At 27.6% G+C, this 14,683-nt stretch carries 15 protein-coding genes; 5 read left to right on the top strand and 10 right to left on the bottom strand.

Annotation, left to right across the window (positions count from 1 at the left end; translation table 11 throughout):
• Positions 1–79: 79 nt before the first annotated feature.
• The 9 genes from KJR01_RS06180 to argF all read right to left on the bottom strand — a co-directional run bounded on the left by KJR01_RS06180 (position 80) and on the right by argF (position 8,891).
• A complete protein-coding gene (locus KJR01_RS06180) occupies positions 80–3,538 on the bottom strand; it encodes an acyl-[ACP]--phospholipid O-acyltransferase (protein WP_214117798.1) in 3,459 nt (1,152 codons plus the stop codon).
• 370 nt (positions 3,539–3,908) lie between these two features.
• Complete coding sequence (locus tag KJR01_RS06175; protein ID WP_214117797.1) at positions 3,909–4,385, bottom strand: GNAT family N-acetyltransferase; 477 nt, start codon at positions 4,383–4,385, stop codon at positions 3,909–3,911.
• A 29-nt stretch (positions 4,386–4,414) separates the two neighbouring features.
• The gene (rplS, locus tag KJR01_RS06170; RefSeq protein WP_214117796.1) at positions 4,415–4,771 is read right to left on the bottom strand and encodes a 50S ribosomal protein L19; all 357 of its coding nucleotides are present in this window, start codon (positions 4,769–4,771) and stop codon (positions 4,415–4,417) included.
• Positions 4,761–5,477, bottom strand: a complete 717-nt coding sequence (gene trmD / locus KJR01_RS06165; protein ID WP_214117795.1) for a tRNA (guanosine(37)-N1)-methyltransferase TrmD — start codon at positions 5,475–5,477, stop codon at positions 4,761–4,763. The genes rplS and trmD overlap by 11 nt, the downstream gene beginning before the upstream one ends.
• Positions 5,477–5,995: a ribosome maturation factor RimM gene (gene rimM / locus KJR01_RS06160; RefSeq protein ID WP_250325154.1), complete on the bottom strand. Its 519-nt coding sequence runs from the start codon at positions 5,993–5,995 to the stop codon at positions 5,477–5,479. The genes trmD and rimM overlap by 1 nt, the downstream gene beginning before the upstream one ends.
• Entirely contained in the window at positions 5,988–6,233 is a 246-nt protein-coding gene (locus tag KJR01_RS06155) for a KH domain-containing protein (protein ID WP_214117793.1), read from the bottom strand. The genes rimM and KJR01_RS06155 overlap by 8 nt, the downstream gene beginning before the upstream one ends.
• Positions 6,233–6,457, bottom strand: coding sequence for a 30S ribosomal protein S16 (gene rpsP, locus KJR01_RS06150; protein WP_214117792.1), 225 nt, complete (start codon positions 6,455–6,457; stop codon positions 6,233–6,235). Before rpsP ends, KJR01_RS06155 begins: the two co-directional genes overlap by 1 nt.
• Before the next feature lie 92 nt (positions 6,458–6,549).
• The gene (locus KJR01_RS06145) at positions 6,550–7,881 is read right to left on the bottom strand and encodes a signal recognition particle protein (protein WP_214117791.1); all 1,332 of its coding nucleotides are present in this window, start codon (positions 7,879–7,881) and stop codon (positions 6,550–6,552) included.
• A 74-nt stretch (positions 7,882–7,955) separates the two neighbouring features.
• A complete protein-coding gene (gene argF, locus KJR01_RS06140; RefSeq protein ID WP_214117790.1) occupies positions 7,956–8,891 on the bottom strand; it encodes an ornithine carbamoyltransferase in 936 nt (311 codons plus the stop codon).
• Between the two features lie 218 nt (positions 8,892–9,109).
• On the opposite strand from argF, the gene KJR01_RS06135 reads away from it, so the two are divergent.
• Entirely contained in the window at positions 9,110–9,817 is a 708-nt protein-coding gene (locus tag KJR01_RS06135) for a substrate-binding periplasmic protein (protein ID WP_214117789.1), read from the top strand.
• 14 nt (positions 9,818–9,831) lie between these two features.
• Here KJR01_RS06135 and KJR01_RS06130 read toward each other — a convergent pair whose 3' ends face one another.
• Entirely contained in the window at positions 9,832–11,394 is a 1,563-nt protein-coding gene (locus KJR01_RS06130; protein ID WP_214117788.1) for an amidohydrolase, read from the bottom strand.
• A gap of 232 nt (positions 11,395–11,626) precedes the next feature.
• On the opposite strand from KJR01_RS06130, the gene KJR01_RS06125 reads away from it, so the two are divergent.
• The 4 genes from KJR01_RS06125 to rplT all read left to right on the top strand — a co-directional run bounded on the left by KJR01_RS06125 (position 11,627) and on the right by rplT (position 14,235).
• Positions 11,627–12,334 carry a transporter substrate-binding domain-containing protein gene (locus KJR01_RS06125; protein ID WP_214117787.1) on the top strand — a complete coding sequence of 236 codons (708 nt, stop codon included), beginning with the start codon at positions 11,627–11,629 and terminating at the stop codon, positions 12,332–12,334.
• 67 nt (positions 12,335–12,401) lie between these two features.
• Positions 12,402–13,547: an MFS transporter gene (locus KJR01_RS06120; protein WP_214117786.1), complete on the top strand. Its 1,146-nt coding sequence runs from the start codon at positions 12,402–12,404 to the stop codon at positions 13,545–13,547.
• Between the two features lie 59 nt (positions 13,548–13,606).
• Positions 13,607–13,801 (top strand): 50S ribosomal protein L35, encoded by a 195-nt coding sequence (rpmI, locus tag KJR01_RS06115; protein ID WP_214117785.1) that lies wholly within the window; start codon positions 13,607–13,609, stop codon positions 13,799–13,801.
• Positions 13,802–13,881: 80 nt separating this feature from the next.
• The gene (gene rplT, locus KJR01_RS06110) at positions 13,882–14,235 is read left to right on the top strand and encodes a 50S ribosomal protein L20 (protein ID WP_214117784.1); all 354 of its coding nucleotides are present in this window, start codon (positions 13,882–13,884) and stop codon (positions 14,233–14,235) included.
• Positions 14,236–14,683: the final 448 nt, after the last annotated feature.

Below are 14,683 nucleotides of genomic sequence, written 5' to 3'. Positions count from 1 at the left end.
AATTAGCAAAACTTTAATTAGTATTACAAAACTAAAAGGTTTAGAGTTTAAGTTACTCTTCCTTTTAGTATAAATTTTATTAATTGTTTTCTAAAATACTTTTAGCTAGGGCTTTTGCTTCTTTATAATCTACCTTTCCACTGCCTAATAATGGAATTTCTTTTATCAAAATATATTTACTAGGTTTATAAATTGCTAGTATTTCGCTTTGTTTTATTAAATCTACAAAATAATCAAATTTTTCTTCACTACATTCAATTAATAAAACTACCATCTCGCCTTTTTTATCATCTTCTAAAGAAGTAGAGCAGAGTTTTACTTCATCATTATTAATCACTTTAGCAACTTCGCTTTCAACAAGTCCTAAAGAAATCATCTCTCCACCAATTTTTGCAAACCTTGAATATCTATCTACAATGTATAAAAATCCATCTTCATCTAAATGTCCCTTATCCCCTGTGTTATACCATCTAATGCCATCTATTTCTTTTATAACTTCGGCAGTTTTTTCAGGATTATTTAAATATCCTTGCATTACTTGGTGTCCGCCTATTAAAATAAGTCCATCTTCGTTTGCTTTTAATTCTTCATAGCTTAGTGGATCGACTATTCTAATAGCAGTGCCAGGTAACGGCATACCTACGCTTTTATCTTTATTTGCTCTATGTAGTTGCCAATATGTGCTATCAAATTTATTAGGTAAATTCACACTTGCAACAGGCGTTGTCTCGGTAGCTCCGTAACCTTCGTAAATATTTTTTTTGAACTTTAGCTCAAAAGCTGATTTAATCTCGGGCTTTAATTTTTCAGCACCTGCAACTACAATTCTAAGGCTATCAAACATAATTTCATCTATTTTTTTATTTCTTGCATATATTCCTAAAAATGTAGAAGTTGCACACATAATGCTAACATTATTTTTTACTATAGTTTTTGCGACGCCTAAAGCATCGGTAGGGTCAGCACAAGTTGCACTTTTTATCCCTTCTATTAAAGGCATAAAGGTAGTAACGGTTAGTCCAAATGCGTGAAATGGCGGTAAAGATGAGAGTATTACATCATCATCTTTTGCACAAATTATACTAGAAATTGAAACAATATTGCTTAAAATATTTTTATGGCTTAGCATAACTCCTTTAGGCATTCCTTCGCTACCACTACTAAATAAAATCGCAGCTGTTTTTTCATTGCTTAAATTCTTAGTAAATAAGGCTTGTAACATAAAGCTAGGTAAGATACTTATTAAAAAGAGTTTAAAGACAATATCTAGCTTTTCTTTTTTTATTGCTTTTATTAAATCTTCTAAATAAATGATATTTACATTTTCTAATTCTAATTTAAAGCCTTTATTTTCTAGCTTTTCTAAGAATTTAGATGATGTATAAATATGCTTTATATTTGCACTTTCTTTTGCTTGATTGATGGCTTTTATTCCTGCGGTGTAATTTAGATTTACTATGGTTTTTCCAGCAAATAAACTAGCTAGATTTACAAGCGTTGAAGCAAATGAAGCAGGTAATAATATGCCTATATTTTCATCGTTAGGGATTTTTTTACTAAGCACTAGGCTTAATGCTAGGAGTTTTTTGTAGCTTATATCTCCTGCTAAAGGGTCGTTTATCGCTATATTTTGTGAGTATTTTTTAGCACTTATGATAAAGGCTTTTTCTATTGTTTTTAGATTATCGCTTTGAGTTTTTGTAGCTAAGAATGATAGTTCAAACACTTTAGCTTTTACTAATTCTTTACTTGAATGTATGCTAAGGGCTGTTCCGAATGCTATTGCTATTTCTCTTTTGCCGATTTTTTTATTTCTTAGATTGTATTCTTCATCACTTCTTGAAAACGAACTACCCCAAAGCCCGTGGATATAAAAAGGAATTATAATCCCATCATCTTCGCTTAAATCCTTGCACGCTAATTCAAATCCACTTTTAAATTCATTTAAATGTCCGTGTCTTGAGAGAGTTCCTTCAGGGAAAATACAAACAATTTCACCTTTTTTGATATAAGTTGCAATTAATTCTAAGGCTTCTTTACTTGCAGCAGAGCTTACAGGGATTACTCCAAAATGCTTTATAAACATTCTAATATACCATTTTTGATAGTATTTTCTCTCCATTACAAAATGCACTTTTTTAGGGATTGCCATTTGTATAATAGCCCAGTCAATAAAGGAAATATGATTGCCTAATAATAGCACTCCTTTATTTTGTGGAATATTTTCAAACCCTGCTACTAATAATCTATATTTTTGATAAAAAGCAAGGCTTACTATTATTCTTACTAAAGAAAAAGGCAGTTTTATTAATACATAAAAAGAGCCTAAAAAACTCACAACTACAATGAAATAAAACAAATATAAAACATCAATTTCTAAATAAGCAAAAAAAGTAGCAAGTATTACAAAACTTAGCATAAAAATATTTTGAATAAAATTATTTCCTGCTAAGACTATACCTAATTCATTTTCTTTAGCATTAAATTGTATTAAAGAATTAAGAGCGATTGTGAATATTGCTCCAGATATGCCAAATATAAAAAATACAAGTGCAAAGGCAAATAAATTATTAAGAAAGCTTATTAATAATGAGCTTAAAAATAATCCTAAAGCACCAAGCGGGATAAGCCCTAATTCAATGTAGTTTTTAGAAAATCTACCTGCAATTATTGAACCTATAATAACGCCTATTGCACTAGCTGCCATTACGCCTTGCACATAAAAGGTGTTTAATTCATTTAGATGAAACTTAGCAAATACAGGAAAAGATACTAAATATAATTGAGAAATAGCCCAAAAGAAGGCAATTCCTATTATACATAGCCAAATTACTTTATTTTGAAATATTAAGCTAAGGTTGTTTTTAAGCAAAACTCCTTTTAAATAATCGTTTTTATTGAATGCTAAATTAGAATTTTCGCTTTTAACCTGCGGTAATTTAGACGCTAAAATAAATTCTAAAACACTAAAAGCTACTAGCAATAAGCCTAATGGAGCTACTTGAGTTAATATATCCTTACTCGTGCTAAACTCGTTTAATAATAATTCAAAACCTAAAGAAAATACAAGCATTCCGCACAAAATAGCCACAATACTAACAGCATTTATAGCACCATTTCCCATAGCAAGTTGTTTGATACCAACTAGCTCTTTAATATAACCATATTTAGCAGGAGAATATAAGGCTGATTGAATACCCATAATAAGCGTCATTATAAAGGCTAGATAAAAATAACCATTGTAATAACTAAAACAAATGATTGATACTAAAAATATATTTGCTAAAGCAGTTATTTTCATAACTTTATTTTTAGGATATTTATCAGCTAAAAATCCTGATATTGAAAAGCTAAAAATATAAGGTAATAAAATTAAAGCATTAATAATTGCAGTTAAAAATAATTGCGTGCTTCCATCATAAATCTTATAAACCGTATTTTGAATGATGATTTTATGTCCTAAATCAACAAAAGCATTCAAAAACCCAACTAATAAAAATGCGATTATTCCATTGATTTTTAAAAAATCGTTTCTCATTTATAACCCCTAAGAAATAATTTATTTAACTATTTTTTTATTTTATTGTAAATTAGTTATAACGCTTTATAAGGTGGTTATAAAGATGGTTGGTTTGATTATTAATTGTTTTGGAATTTGAAAAATAAATGTATTTATGAGTATTTTTAGTTTTATTAAACGCTTAAAATATTTATAGGTAATAAAAGCTTATAATGCTAAAAGTAATTTAGCTAGAATTGTTTAAAAATCTAAAACTAAACAATAATTAGTGATTTTAAAGTTATTAAATTATTGATTTAGCTAAGGTATTAATTTAAGAATGTTAAATGTATGATTTAATTTCTTATTATTTATATTTTAAGTGATTTTTATACATAGTTAAGATAACTTATTTATTGTTTAAAAGGTTGTTTATATCTGATTTTTCAAGTCTATGTAGTAGCCATTCATCTTTTGTGTTAGCTCCTATTTTTTTATAAACTTCAAGACTTGGATAGTTGTCTTTAAGACAAACCCAATCAATTCTTTCATAATCATTTTGATTAGCTATTTTAGCTAGTTCTTTTATAAGTGCTTTTCCTATTCCTTTATTTCTGTATTCAACATCAACGAATAAATCTTCTAAGTAAATTCCACATTTTCCTAAAAATGTAGAGAAATTATTAAAATACAAAGCAAATCCAACAGGCTTTAAATCATAATAAGCTATTAAAACATAAGCTTTTTGTTTTATAAATAAGTTTTCTTTTAAAAGTTCTTTAGTAGCCACAACGCTACTTGATAAGTTTTCATAATCAGCTAATTTTTTAATAAATTCTAAGATTAAATCTAAATCTTTTTCTGAAGCTTTTTGTATTGTAATCATTCTATAAACGGAGAAAAATCTCCGTAATATTAGCGTTTAAGTTCTTTAATTCTTGCAGCTTTACCGCGTAATCTGCGTAGATAGAATAGTCTTGAGCGTCTTACTTTACCATGGCGAACTACCGTAATACTTTCTAGACTATCAGAATAAATTGGGAATATTCTTTCTACTCCAACACCATTTGCACCAATTTTGCGAACCATAAAAGTTTCACCTGTGCCTTGACCACGACGAGCTATACAAATACCTTCAAAATTTTGAACCCTTGACTTATCACCTTCTTTAATATGAATAGCAAGTTTTAATGTATCGCCAGCTCTAAAATCAGGAATATTTTTTCCTTCAATTTGTTTAGCTTCAAACTGCTCAATATATTTATTTCTCATAGTTTTTCCTTAAATTATTGTGCTTAGCAAGTAAATCCGGGCGGTGGAATTTGGTCTTGCAAAACGATAGATGATTTTTTAAAAGGCTAATATTAGCGTGATTACCCTTAACAAAACTTGAAATTGAATAAAATTTCTTAAAAATATTATTTTTTTTATATTCAAATATAAAAGGTTTAGTAAAAGATGGAGCTTCTAATAAATAATTTTCAAAACTTTCTTCTACTAAGCTTTCTTGTTTTATTACTCCATTTATATTTCTAGCAATTGCATCGCACATACAAAGAGCTCCTAATTCCCCGCCCGTTAGGACAAAATCACCTATGCTAAAAACCTCATTAGCATAATTTTCATACACTCTTTCGTCAATACCTTCATATCTTCCGCATACAAAAGTAATTTCATTTTTTAAGGCAAGTCTTTTAGCATCAATTTGTTTAAAAGGTTTTCCTGTAGGGCTTAAAAATATAATATGAGAATTTTTATAATTTTCTAAACAATCAAATAAAGGTTGGCAAGCCATAAGCATACCTGCTCCGCCGCTGATTTTCGTATCATCTACTTTATTATGTTTGTTTGTAGAATAATTTCTAGGATTGTCAAAATGTAGTTTTATAAGCTCTTTTTCTCTTGCAATTTTTAAAATGCTTTCATTAAAATAGTTTTCAATTAGATTTGGAAATAAACTTATAAAATTAAATTTCATTACGAATTTTCTAAAATACTTTTAGAATTATTTACCTTGATAATATCACTTACTGAAATTATAAAATTATTGTGAAAAGGTATATAAAAACTCTTAGCTAAGCCTAAATTTACTAATTCATCGCTAGTTTTTATCTCTAATAAATCATTAGCTCCTGTTTCTAAAATATCAACAACGCTACCTAAAAACTCATCATCTTGATATACTTTTAACCCAATAATATCAAAATAAAAATATTCATCTTTTTTAAGCTTAATATTTTTTCTAGTATTTTCAATATTAGAGTAAAGCTCCATATTTACAAGTTCTTTAGCCTTATTTATATCTTCATATCCTACAAATTGCACTAAAGAATTTGAAAAATCAAAAGATTTAATTATGAATTTTTTACCATTTTTATTAAAAAATTCAGCTTTAGGTTTAAATTGTTCGTAAAAATCACTTTTATTATGAAATTTTAAAAAACCAAGTAATCCGTGAGTTTTACCAATTTTAGCAACATAAACTAGATTATTCATCAAAAGTTTTTACCGTGATTTTATAATTTAATTTTTGAGTATTTTTGTGATTAACTGCTATTGTTTTAATTGCGGTTATGATTTTTCCTGATTTTCCAATAAGTCTTCCGGCATCTATTTTAGTAGCCATAATAACAATATCTATTAGGTTATTTTCTTTTTCTTCTACAAAAATTTCTAGCCGCTCAGGATTTGCGGCTATTGTTTTTGCATATGTAAAAATAAATTCTTTTACCATTATTTTGTAATTCTTGCTACACGATCGCTTAATTTAGCGCCTACGCTTTTCCAGTAAGCTAGTCTTTCAGCATCAAATTTGATTGTTTCAGGCTCGCTCATAGGATTGTAATATCCTATACTCTCAATCCAACCGCCATCTCTTCTTTTTCTGCTATCTGTTACTACGATACGATAAAAAGGACGCTTTTTTCTACCCATTCTTGTTAGTCTTACAACTGTCATTATTTTCTCCTTGATTGATTTAAAGATTTTTTATAAACAAAAATTGTCTATAAAAAAGCTTTAAATAAGTTTAAAGCTTTAAAAATTTTTAATTATTTTGGAAAATTTCCTTGATTTAGCATAGAACCTAACCCTTTCATACCACCTTTTGAAAGTTTTTTAGCGATTTTTGATGCATTTTCAAATTGTTTTAAAAATCTATTAACTTCCATTTGAGATAGACCTGCACCTTTTGCAATTCTTGCTTTTCTAGCATTGTTTAATAGGCTTGGAGTTTCTCTTTCTTTTGGTGTCATTGAGCTAATCATTGCCTTTATATGTATCATTTCTTTAGAACTTTCTAAATCTATATCTTTTACTTTATTAGCAATGCCACCAAGACCTGGTATCATTCCAACTAATGAACCTAAATTCCCTAATTTTTTTACACTTTCAAGTTGGTTTATAAAATCATTGAAATTAAATTCACCTTTTTTGATTTTTTTGCTTAAGATTTTTGCTTCTTTTTCATCAAAAACTGCTGAAGTTTTTTCCATTAAAGTTGCTAAATCGCCTTCTCCCATAATACGACCAACAATTCTTTCTGGAACAAAACTCTCAAAATCTCCTACCTTCTCACCAATACCTACGAATTTTAAAGGTAGATTTAATAATTTTGCTATACCTAAAGCAACCCCGCCTTTAGTATCTGCATCAAATTTACTTAAAATAACACCACTAATGCCTATTTTTTCATTAAATGTTTCTGCAGTTTTTACACCTTCTTGACCGCTCATAGCATCAGCTACATAAAAACTCTCATAAGGATTTATTATATCTTTTACACGAGCTAATTCATTCATTAAAGGCTCATCAATCGCTAAACGACCTGCAGTATCCACTAATAATACATCATATAAGCCATCTTTAGCTTTGTTAAGAGCATTTTTCGCTACTTCGCAAGGGTCTTTGCTATCCATTGAAAATAAATCAATTTCATTAGCTTCACATAATTGTCTTAATTGCTCTACCGCAGCAAGTCTTTGTAAATCACACGCTGCTACTAGAACTTTTTTCTTTCTAAGTTTTAAATAATTTGCTAATTTTATCGTGCTAGTTGTCTTTCCACCACCTTGTAAGCCTATCATCATTACAGATGTTAAACCACTTGGAGAAAATCTAAATTCGCTTATTTTATTTTCTGGTGTTAGTATGTTTGTAAGGTTATTTTTAATTGCATCTAAAAAATGCTTTTGACCGATTCCTTTTGCTTTTACTTCATTTTCTACATTAACTAATAATTCTTTCGTTACCTTAAAATGAACATCAGCCTTTAATAAAGACTTTTTAAGAGTTTCCATAGCGTTTTTTAACGCTTTTTCATCATCTATTGTTTTTAATTTATTTACCGCTTGCTTAAAAGAATCACTAATCAACTCAAACATTAAAAATATCCTTTAATTTAAATTTTAAAAAAGGGGTAATTATAACCCCAAATGCTTTATATTTGTTTAATAAATTATATATCTATATCACAAATAGTAGCAATCATAACAGCTTTTATAGTATGCATTCTATTTTCTGCTTGATTAAAAATTATATCAGCATTATTTTCAAATACATTTTCTGTAATTTCATTACCTTTTACTGCAGGTAAGCAGTGCATTATTATTGTATTTTTTCCAGTTTTTAAAAGCAATTCATCATTTACTTGATAAGGTTTTAAAATATTTATTCTATCTTTTGCTTTTTCTTCTTCTCCCATAGAGCACCAAACATCAGTATATATAATATCAGCACCCTTAATATCTTCAATATTATCGCTGATTTTTATACTTGAGTTATTCGCAAAACTTTTGCAAAGATTTATTAATTCATTATCAGGATGAAGTTCTTTAGGGCTAATATTTATGTAATTTAATCCTAATTTAGCACAGCCTATCATAAGAGAATTTGCCATATTGTTTCTACCATCTCCAATATATGCAAAATTAAGCCCTTCTAGTTTGTTAAAATGTTCGTAAATAGTTAGCATATCGGCTAGAATTTGAGTTGGATGAAATTCGTTTGTCAAACCATTCCAAACAGGAACATCACTATATTTTGCTAAGGTTTCTAAATCACTTTGATTAAAGCCGCGAAACTCAATGCCATCAAACATTCTACTTAATACCCTAGCGGTATCTTGTATGCTTTCTTTTTTGCCTAATTGTATATCGTTAGCACCTAAATATTCAGGATAAGCTTTTTCATCGTTACAAGCTACTACAAATGCACATCTTGTTCTAGTTGATGGTTTTTCAAATATTAAAGCTATGTTTTTTCCTTGCAAATGATTGCCTGTTATACCTTGCTTTTTCTTTTCTTTTAGCTCTTTTGCAAATTTAATAAGTGCTAGGATTTCATCTTTACTAAAATCTTTTAAAGTTAGAAAATCTCTGTTTGTTAGTTTCATTTTTTCTCCTTTTGTTACTAATTTATACAATTTTAAAATATTTTTGAAGAATTTATTTTAATTTATTGTAAAAAAGTTATTATAAAGCAATTTTTTTAAGGAGGACAAATGGAAAAATTACAAATAAATAAATCAAATCTGCGTTAAAACTTATCACTTCTTTTATTCTATTTTTTATTTTTTACATTTTTTATTTTATTAATTTTTAGGAGATTATTATGAAACAAATTTTTATAGCTACATTGCTAGCTTTAGGGCTTTTTGCACAAGAGATTTATAAGGTTGGCACAGGATATGATTATCCACCATTTGATTATATAGAAAATGGTGAAATTGTAGGATTTGAGATTGATTTAGTAAGAGCAGTAGCAAAGGAGTTAGATATTCAGGTTGAGCCTGTTACAATGCCATTTGATGGACTTATTGCGGCTTTAAAAGTGGGTAAAATTGATATTATTTCAGCAGGTATGAGTTATACTTCACAAAGAGCTAAAAATGCTGAATTTACAAAAAGCATATTTGATAGCAAAAATTATTATTTGAAGTTAAAAGGAAATGATAAAATAAATTCTTTAGATGATTTATCAAATGGTGCAATAATTGGGGCAAAAATAGGCACTCTTCAAGCTGACGAAATAACTAATTTAAAAGGTGTTAAGCCGTATTTAAACGAAGAATATATAGTGCTTATTAATTCTACTTTAAATGGTAAAATTGATGGTTTTGTAATGGAAGAGCCAGTCGCTAAAAGTTATATGAAAAAGTATCCAAATTTAGAAGTTTTTGCTACTTCTAGTATTGAAGGAATGAGCCTAGCTTTTAAAAAGGGTAATACAAAATTAAGAGATGATTTTGATAAAACTATTGAGAAATTTAAGCAAGATGGAACTTATTTAAAATTATTAGAAAAATATAATTTAAACTAATCCTTGAAAAAGGATTAGTAAATTCTTTCGCCTTTTAGCCAAGTTTGATGAACTTTTATATCTTTTATTTTTGTTTTATCAATACTAAAAATATCATTATCTAAGACAATAAAATCAGCGCTTTTACCATCTTCAATAGTTGTGCAATTTTTTAGCATTAGGATATTTTGTGAGTTTTTAGTTAGCATTAAAATTGCATCTTCAACTGATATTTCTTCATTTTTATTATAGTTTTTGCCGTTAGGATTAGTTCTTACAACAGCTGCATTAATACTTACAAATAAATTAAAAGGCTCGTGATGAATTGTAGCTGGTGCATCACTTGAAATGCTTAAATCTAAATGTTCTTTTAATGTGTTTAAAGCACAAATTGAATTAAATCTATCATCTTCTAACGCATCTTCATAGCTTGTATATTCAGCGTATTGAAATATTGGTTGTGTGCTTATAGCAATTTTTACTTTTAACTTTTTTATTTTTTCAATATGTTTTAAATTTAGCATAGAAGCATGCTCAAATCTAACGCTAGGATAATCTTTTAACCAATTTTCATAGCTTGTAAGATTATCAATTACTATATCTATAGCTTTATCTCCCATTAGATGAAAACTTATTTGGCAATTATTATTTTTGGCAAAATCAATGGCTTCTTTAATTTCATTAATATTACATACTAAATCCCCATAATTGTCGCTATTTTTATAAGGTTTATGAGTAAATGCAGTTTGTGATGAAATAGTGCCATCTACAAAGAATTTAATTCCATTAGTTTTAATATCTTCTAGGCTTTTAAATAAGCCAAATTCTTTAGCGTCTTTATAAACTTGATATAAATTAACTCTTTGTTTTAAACCCATATTTTTTGCTAATTTATATAATTCATAAGCTTTTAAAGGTTTAGAATAACACATCATATCACTAATATTTACTATTCCTAAACTTGCATAAATTTCGCCTAATTTTACTAATTTTTTTGCTTCATCTTCTAAGCTTTCTTTTTCCATTGCATTGCGAATTAACATAGATGCACCTAAATCATACATAATACCATTAGGAGTGCCATCTTCAAATCTGCCTATTTTTCCACCTTTAGGCTCTTTTGTGTCTTTTGTAATATTTGCTAGCTCTAATGCTTTAGAATTGCAAACGCAAGAATGACAGCAACTTCTTAATATAAAAACTGGTTGTGTTGAGCTTATCAAATCTAAATCTTTTATAGTAGGAGCTCTTTTTTCATCTAGTTTTGATTCATCATAACACCAACCTTTAATCCATTTATTTTCCTTACCATAATTTGGTGAAGTTTTTAAAAATTCTATTAATTGTGGAATATTTGTCACATAAGGTTTAGTGCAAGCTAGACTATCTATTATTTGTGATACATATGTTGGATGCGTGTGAGTATCGCTTAATGCAGGAATAACGCAGGCATTTTTTAAATCTATGATTTTATTGCAATCATTTCTATTTACATTATTGATTTCACAAAATTTAGAGTTTTTTATACTAAATTCGCTTATAAAATCATTTTCGTTTTTACCTGTAAAAACTTTAGCATTAACAAAACCTATTTTCATAATCTATTCCTTTATGTTACATAATGTTACATTTTTTATATTTAATTTAAAATTACACATATTATAATTAACATATTTTACTTTTTTGATTATTATAAGTCATATTTTTAAGGAGGACAAATGGAAAAATTACAAATAAATAAATTAAATCTGCGTTAAAACTTATCACTTCTTTTATTCTATTTTTTATTTTTTAAATTTTTTATTTTTATTAATTTTTTAGGAGATTATTATGAAACAAATTTTTATAGCTACATTGCTAGCTTTAGGGCTTTTCGCACAAGAGATTTATAAGGTTGGTCTATCGCCTGATTTCCCACCATTTGAGTATATGGAAAATGATGAAATTGTGGGGTTTGAGATTGATTTAGTAAGAGAAATTGCTAAGGAGTTAAATATAAAAATTGAGATTATTCCAATGTCTTTTGATGGTTTAATTCTAGCGTTAAAATCAAAAAAGATTGATATTATTGCATCAGGTATGAGTTATACACCTAAAAGAGCTAAAAATGTTGAGTTTTCAAATCCAATAATAGAAAGTGAAAACCACTATATCAAATTAAAAAGTAATAAAAAGCTAAATTCTTTAAAAGACCTTGAAAAAGGAGCTATTTTAGGCGCACAAATAGGAACTTTGCAAGCTGATGAAATATCTAATATTAAAGGTGTAGTTCCGTTTTTAAATTCTGAATACATTCCACTTGTATTATCTACTTTAAATGGCAAAATTGATGGTTTTGTATTAGAAGCTGCTGTTGCTAAGAGTTATACTAAAAATTATGATGATTTTGAAGTATTCGCAAAAACTCCAATAGCTGGAACTTGCATAGCTTTTCAAAAAGGCAATACTAAATTAAGAGATGATTTTAATAATGTAATTAACAAATTTAAAAACGATGGAACTTATTTAAAATTGTTACAAAAATATAATTTAGATTAAAATTTATGCCTAATATTTAGGCATAAATTTAAGTTTTTAGGTAATATTTTGGCTTTAAAGGAAAAAAATGAAAAAGAATTATTTTTTAATAAGTATTTTGTGTGTGGTTTTTATATCTTTAAACCTTAGAGCACCAATTACTGCAATAGGTCCTATAGTTGATAATATTATGAGTTATTATGATTTAAATTCTACGCAAATTGGGATTTTAAGTGCTTTGCCGCTTTTTTGTTTTTTTATTTTTTCTTTAATAGCTCCGATTTTACCAAATACAAAAGCTATGCTTTATGCGATTATTTTAATAATGTTTGGACTATTTGCTAGAGCGTTTTTTAATACCTTTTTCTTATTTTTTGGGACGATTTTAATAGGTTTAGGTATTGCGATTTTGAATGTTTTAATGCCTAGTTTTGTTAAAAATCACTTTAAAAATATTGGAAAAATTATGGCACTTTATGGAATGTTTTTAAGCATTTCTAGCTTAATAGGAGTTTTTGGGCATTATTTGATTGATTATATTGGACTTAGTGGAGCTTTATTTTGTTGGATTATATTTGCTATTATTGCGTTTTTTTGCTATCTGCCATTTATTAAAAATCATAGGCTTAATAGATATTCTAAAACTCAAAATTTCAGTGATTTTTTAAGTATTTTTAAAAACAAAAACGCTTGGATAATCACTGCTTTTATGGGGCTTCAAAGTTGTGTTTTTTATACGATAATTACTTGGTATCCTAGCATATTAGCTATTAGTATGAATAAAGATTATGCGACTAATATTGTTATATTATTTCAATTTTGTTCTATGTTTTCAGCTTATTTTATACCTAATAAAATGGCTCAGATTGAAAATAAAGCAATGCTTTTAACTTTAGTTTGTATTAGCAATATTCTTGCTTTTTTTATATGTTTATTAAGTTCAAATATTTATATTTTAATAATTTCAGCTTTATTATTTTCTATTCCTGTTGGTGGAATTTTTGGCGTTGCATTGATAATGATTGCTATTAAATCAAAAGATACAAAAACTACAATATATTTAAGTTCAATGTCTCAAAGTGTAGGGTATTTAATAGCTACTATTGGGCCAATAATTTTTGGATATTTTAAAGATATTACAAATAGTTTTAATACTTCAATTATTTTTATGATAATTATTAGTTTTTTGTTGCTAATTTTTTCTTTACTTTCAAATAAAATAAGCTATATATAAACTTTATTGTGATAAAATCGGCTCTTCTTTTTTAGAAAATTCAACAAAAAGGAAAGCTTATGCCAAAAATGAAGAGCGTAAAAAGTGCTTCTAAGCGCTTTAGAGTAGGCAAAAATAAAATTAAGCGTGGTTCAGCTTATAGAAGCCACATTTTAACTAAAAAGCCTGCAAAAAGAATGCGTGATTTAAGAACAGCAAAATTTGTTCATGCTACAAATGAAAGCCGTGTTCTTAAAATGCTTTGTATGAAATAAGAGTTTTTGATTTTTAATCATTCGTTACCCCCGTTTAGGGAAAGATTTGCTTTAAGCAAACGCCATTAAAAGGAGAAATTATGGCAAGAGTAAAAACAGGCGTAGTAAGACGCAGAAGACATAAAAGATTATTAAAGTTAGCTAAAGGTTTTTATAGCGGTCGTAGAAAACACTTTAGAAAAGCTAAAGAACAATTAGAAAGAAGCTTGGTATATGCTTACCGCGATAGACGCCGCAAAAAAAGAGATTTCCGTCGTTTATGGATTATTAGAATTAATGCAGCTTGCCGCTTAAATGATTTAAGCTATTCAAGATTTATGAATGGTCTTAAAAAAGCTGGTATTGAACTAGATAGAAAAGTTCTAGCTGATATGGCTATGAATGACGCAGCAGCTTTTGCTAAAGTTGCAGCAGCAGCTAAAAAAGCATTATAATTTCTTTCCTAGCTAAGATTAGCTAGGAATTTCTTTCTTTAACATTTAAATATTTTCCCTAGTAATTTTTATTTTTTTAATATTATTTTAAGAATAGGGAGGGGTATAATCTTTTTTCTTAATTCTCCTGAAGTTAATATTCTAGGAATAGGAGCTTCTAAAAAACTCAAAATCACATCTAAAATAGATGAATTAGAAATATATGAGATTAAACTAAATAAAGGAAATTGCAAACTTCATTATGTTTTATCAAAATCAAATCCTAAAAAATTAAAATACGGACAATCATTTTCACCTATACATTTTTGCGAGAATTTAAAACAAGCAGAAATTAAAACCAATGAAGGTGATTTTACTTATTCTTTTTAAGCTATAGATTTTCTATAGCTTAAAAATAAATATTACTATTTAAAAATATTTCGCTAAAATTACTACCTTAAAAAGGAGT

Source organism: Campylobacter sp. 2018MI10, from assembly GCF_018501175.1.
Taxonomy (GTDB): domain Bacteria; phylum Campylobacterota; class Campylobacteria; order Campylobacterales; family Campylobacteraceae; genus Campylobacter_E.
Note: the sequence above shows the minus strand (reverse complement) of the source record. Positions and strands in the feature narration are given on the sequence as shown.

Bases quoted from the DNA above. Each gene is read 5' to 3' on its own strand.
- rplS (WP_214117796.1), bottom strand. From the start codon at position 4,771: ATGAGAAATAAATATATTGAGCAGTTTGAAGCTAAACAAATTGAAGGA.
- rpsP (WP_214117792.1), bottom strand. From the start codon at position 6,457: ATGACAGTTGTAAGACTAACAAGAATGGGTAGAAAAAAGCGTCCTTTT.
- trmD (WP_214117795.1), bottom strand. From the start codon at position 5,477: ATGAAATTTAATTTTATAAGTTTATTTCCAAATCTAATTGAAAACTAT.
- KJR01_RS06175 (WP_214117797.1), bottom strand. From the start codon at position 4,385: ATGATTACAATACAAAAAGCTTCAGAAAAAGATTTAGATTTAATCTTA.
- KJR01_RS06135 (WP_214117789.1), top strand. From the start codon at position 9,110: ATGAAACAAATTTTTATAGCTACATTGCTAGCTTTAGGGCTTTTTGCA.
- argF (WP_214117790.1), bottom strand. From the start codon at position 8,891: ATGAAACTAACAAACAGAGATTTTCTAACTTTAAAAGATTTTAGTAAA.
- KJR01_RS06120 (WP_214117786.1), top strand. From the start codon at position 12,402: ATGAAAAAGAATTATTTTTTAATAAGTATTTTGTGTGTGGTTTTTATA.
- KJR01_RS06145 (WP_214117791.1), bottom strand. From the start codon at position 7,881: ATGTTTGAGTTGATTAGTGATTCTTTTAAGCAAGCGGTAAATAAATTA.
- KJR01_RS06180 (WP_214117798.1), bottom strand. From the start codon at position 3,538: ATGAGAAACGATTTTTTAAAAATCAATGGAATAATCGCATTTTTATTA.
- rplT (WP_214117784.1), top strand. From the start codon at position 13,882: ATGGCAAGAGTAAAAACAGGCGTAGTAAGACGCAGAAGACATAAAAGA.
- rpmI (WP_214117785.1), top strand. From the start codon at position 13,607: ATGCCAAAAATGAAGAGCGTAAAAAGTGCTTCTAAGCGCTTTAGAGTA.
- rimM (WP_250325154.1), bottom strand. From the start codon at position 5,995: ATGAATAATCTAGTTTATGTTGCTAAAATTGGTAAAACTCACGGATTA.
- KJR01_RS06155 (WP_214117793.1), bottom strand. From the start codon at position 6,233: ATGGTAAAAGAATTTATTTTTACATATGCAAAAACAATAGCCGCAAAT.
- KJR01_RS06125 (WP_214117787.1), top strand. From the start codon at position 11,627: ATGAAACAAATTTTTATAGCTACATTGCTAGCTTTAGGGCTTTTCGCA.
- KJR01_RS06130 (WP_214117788.1), bottom strand. From the start codon at position 11,394: ATGAAAATAGGTTTTGTTAATGCTAAAGTTTTTACAGGTAAAAACGAA.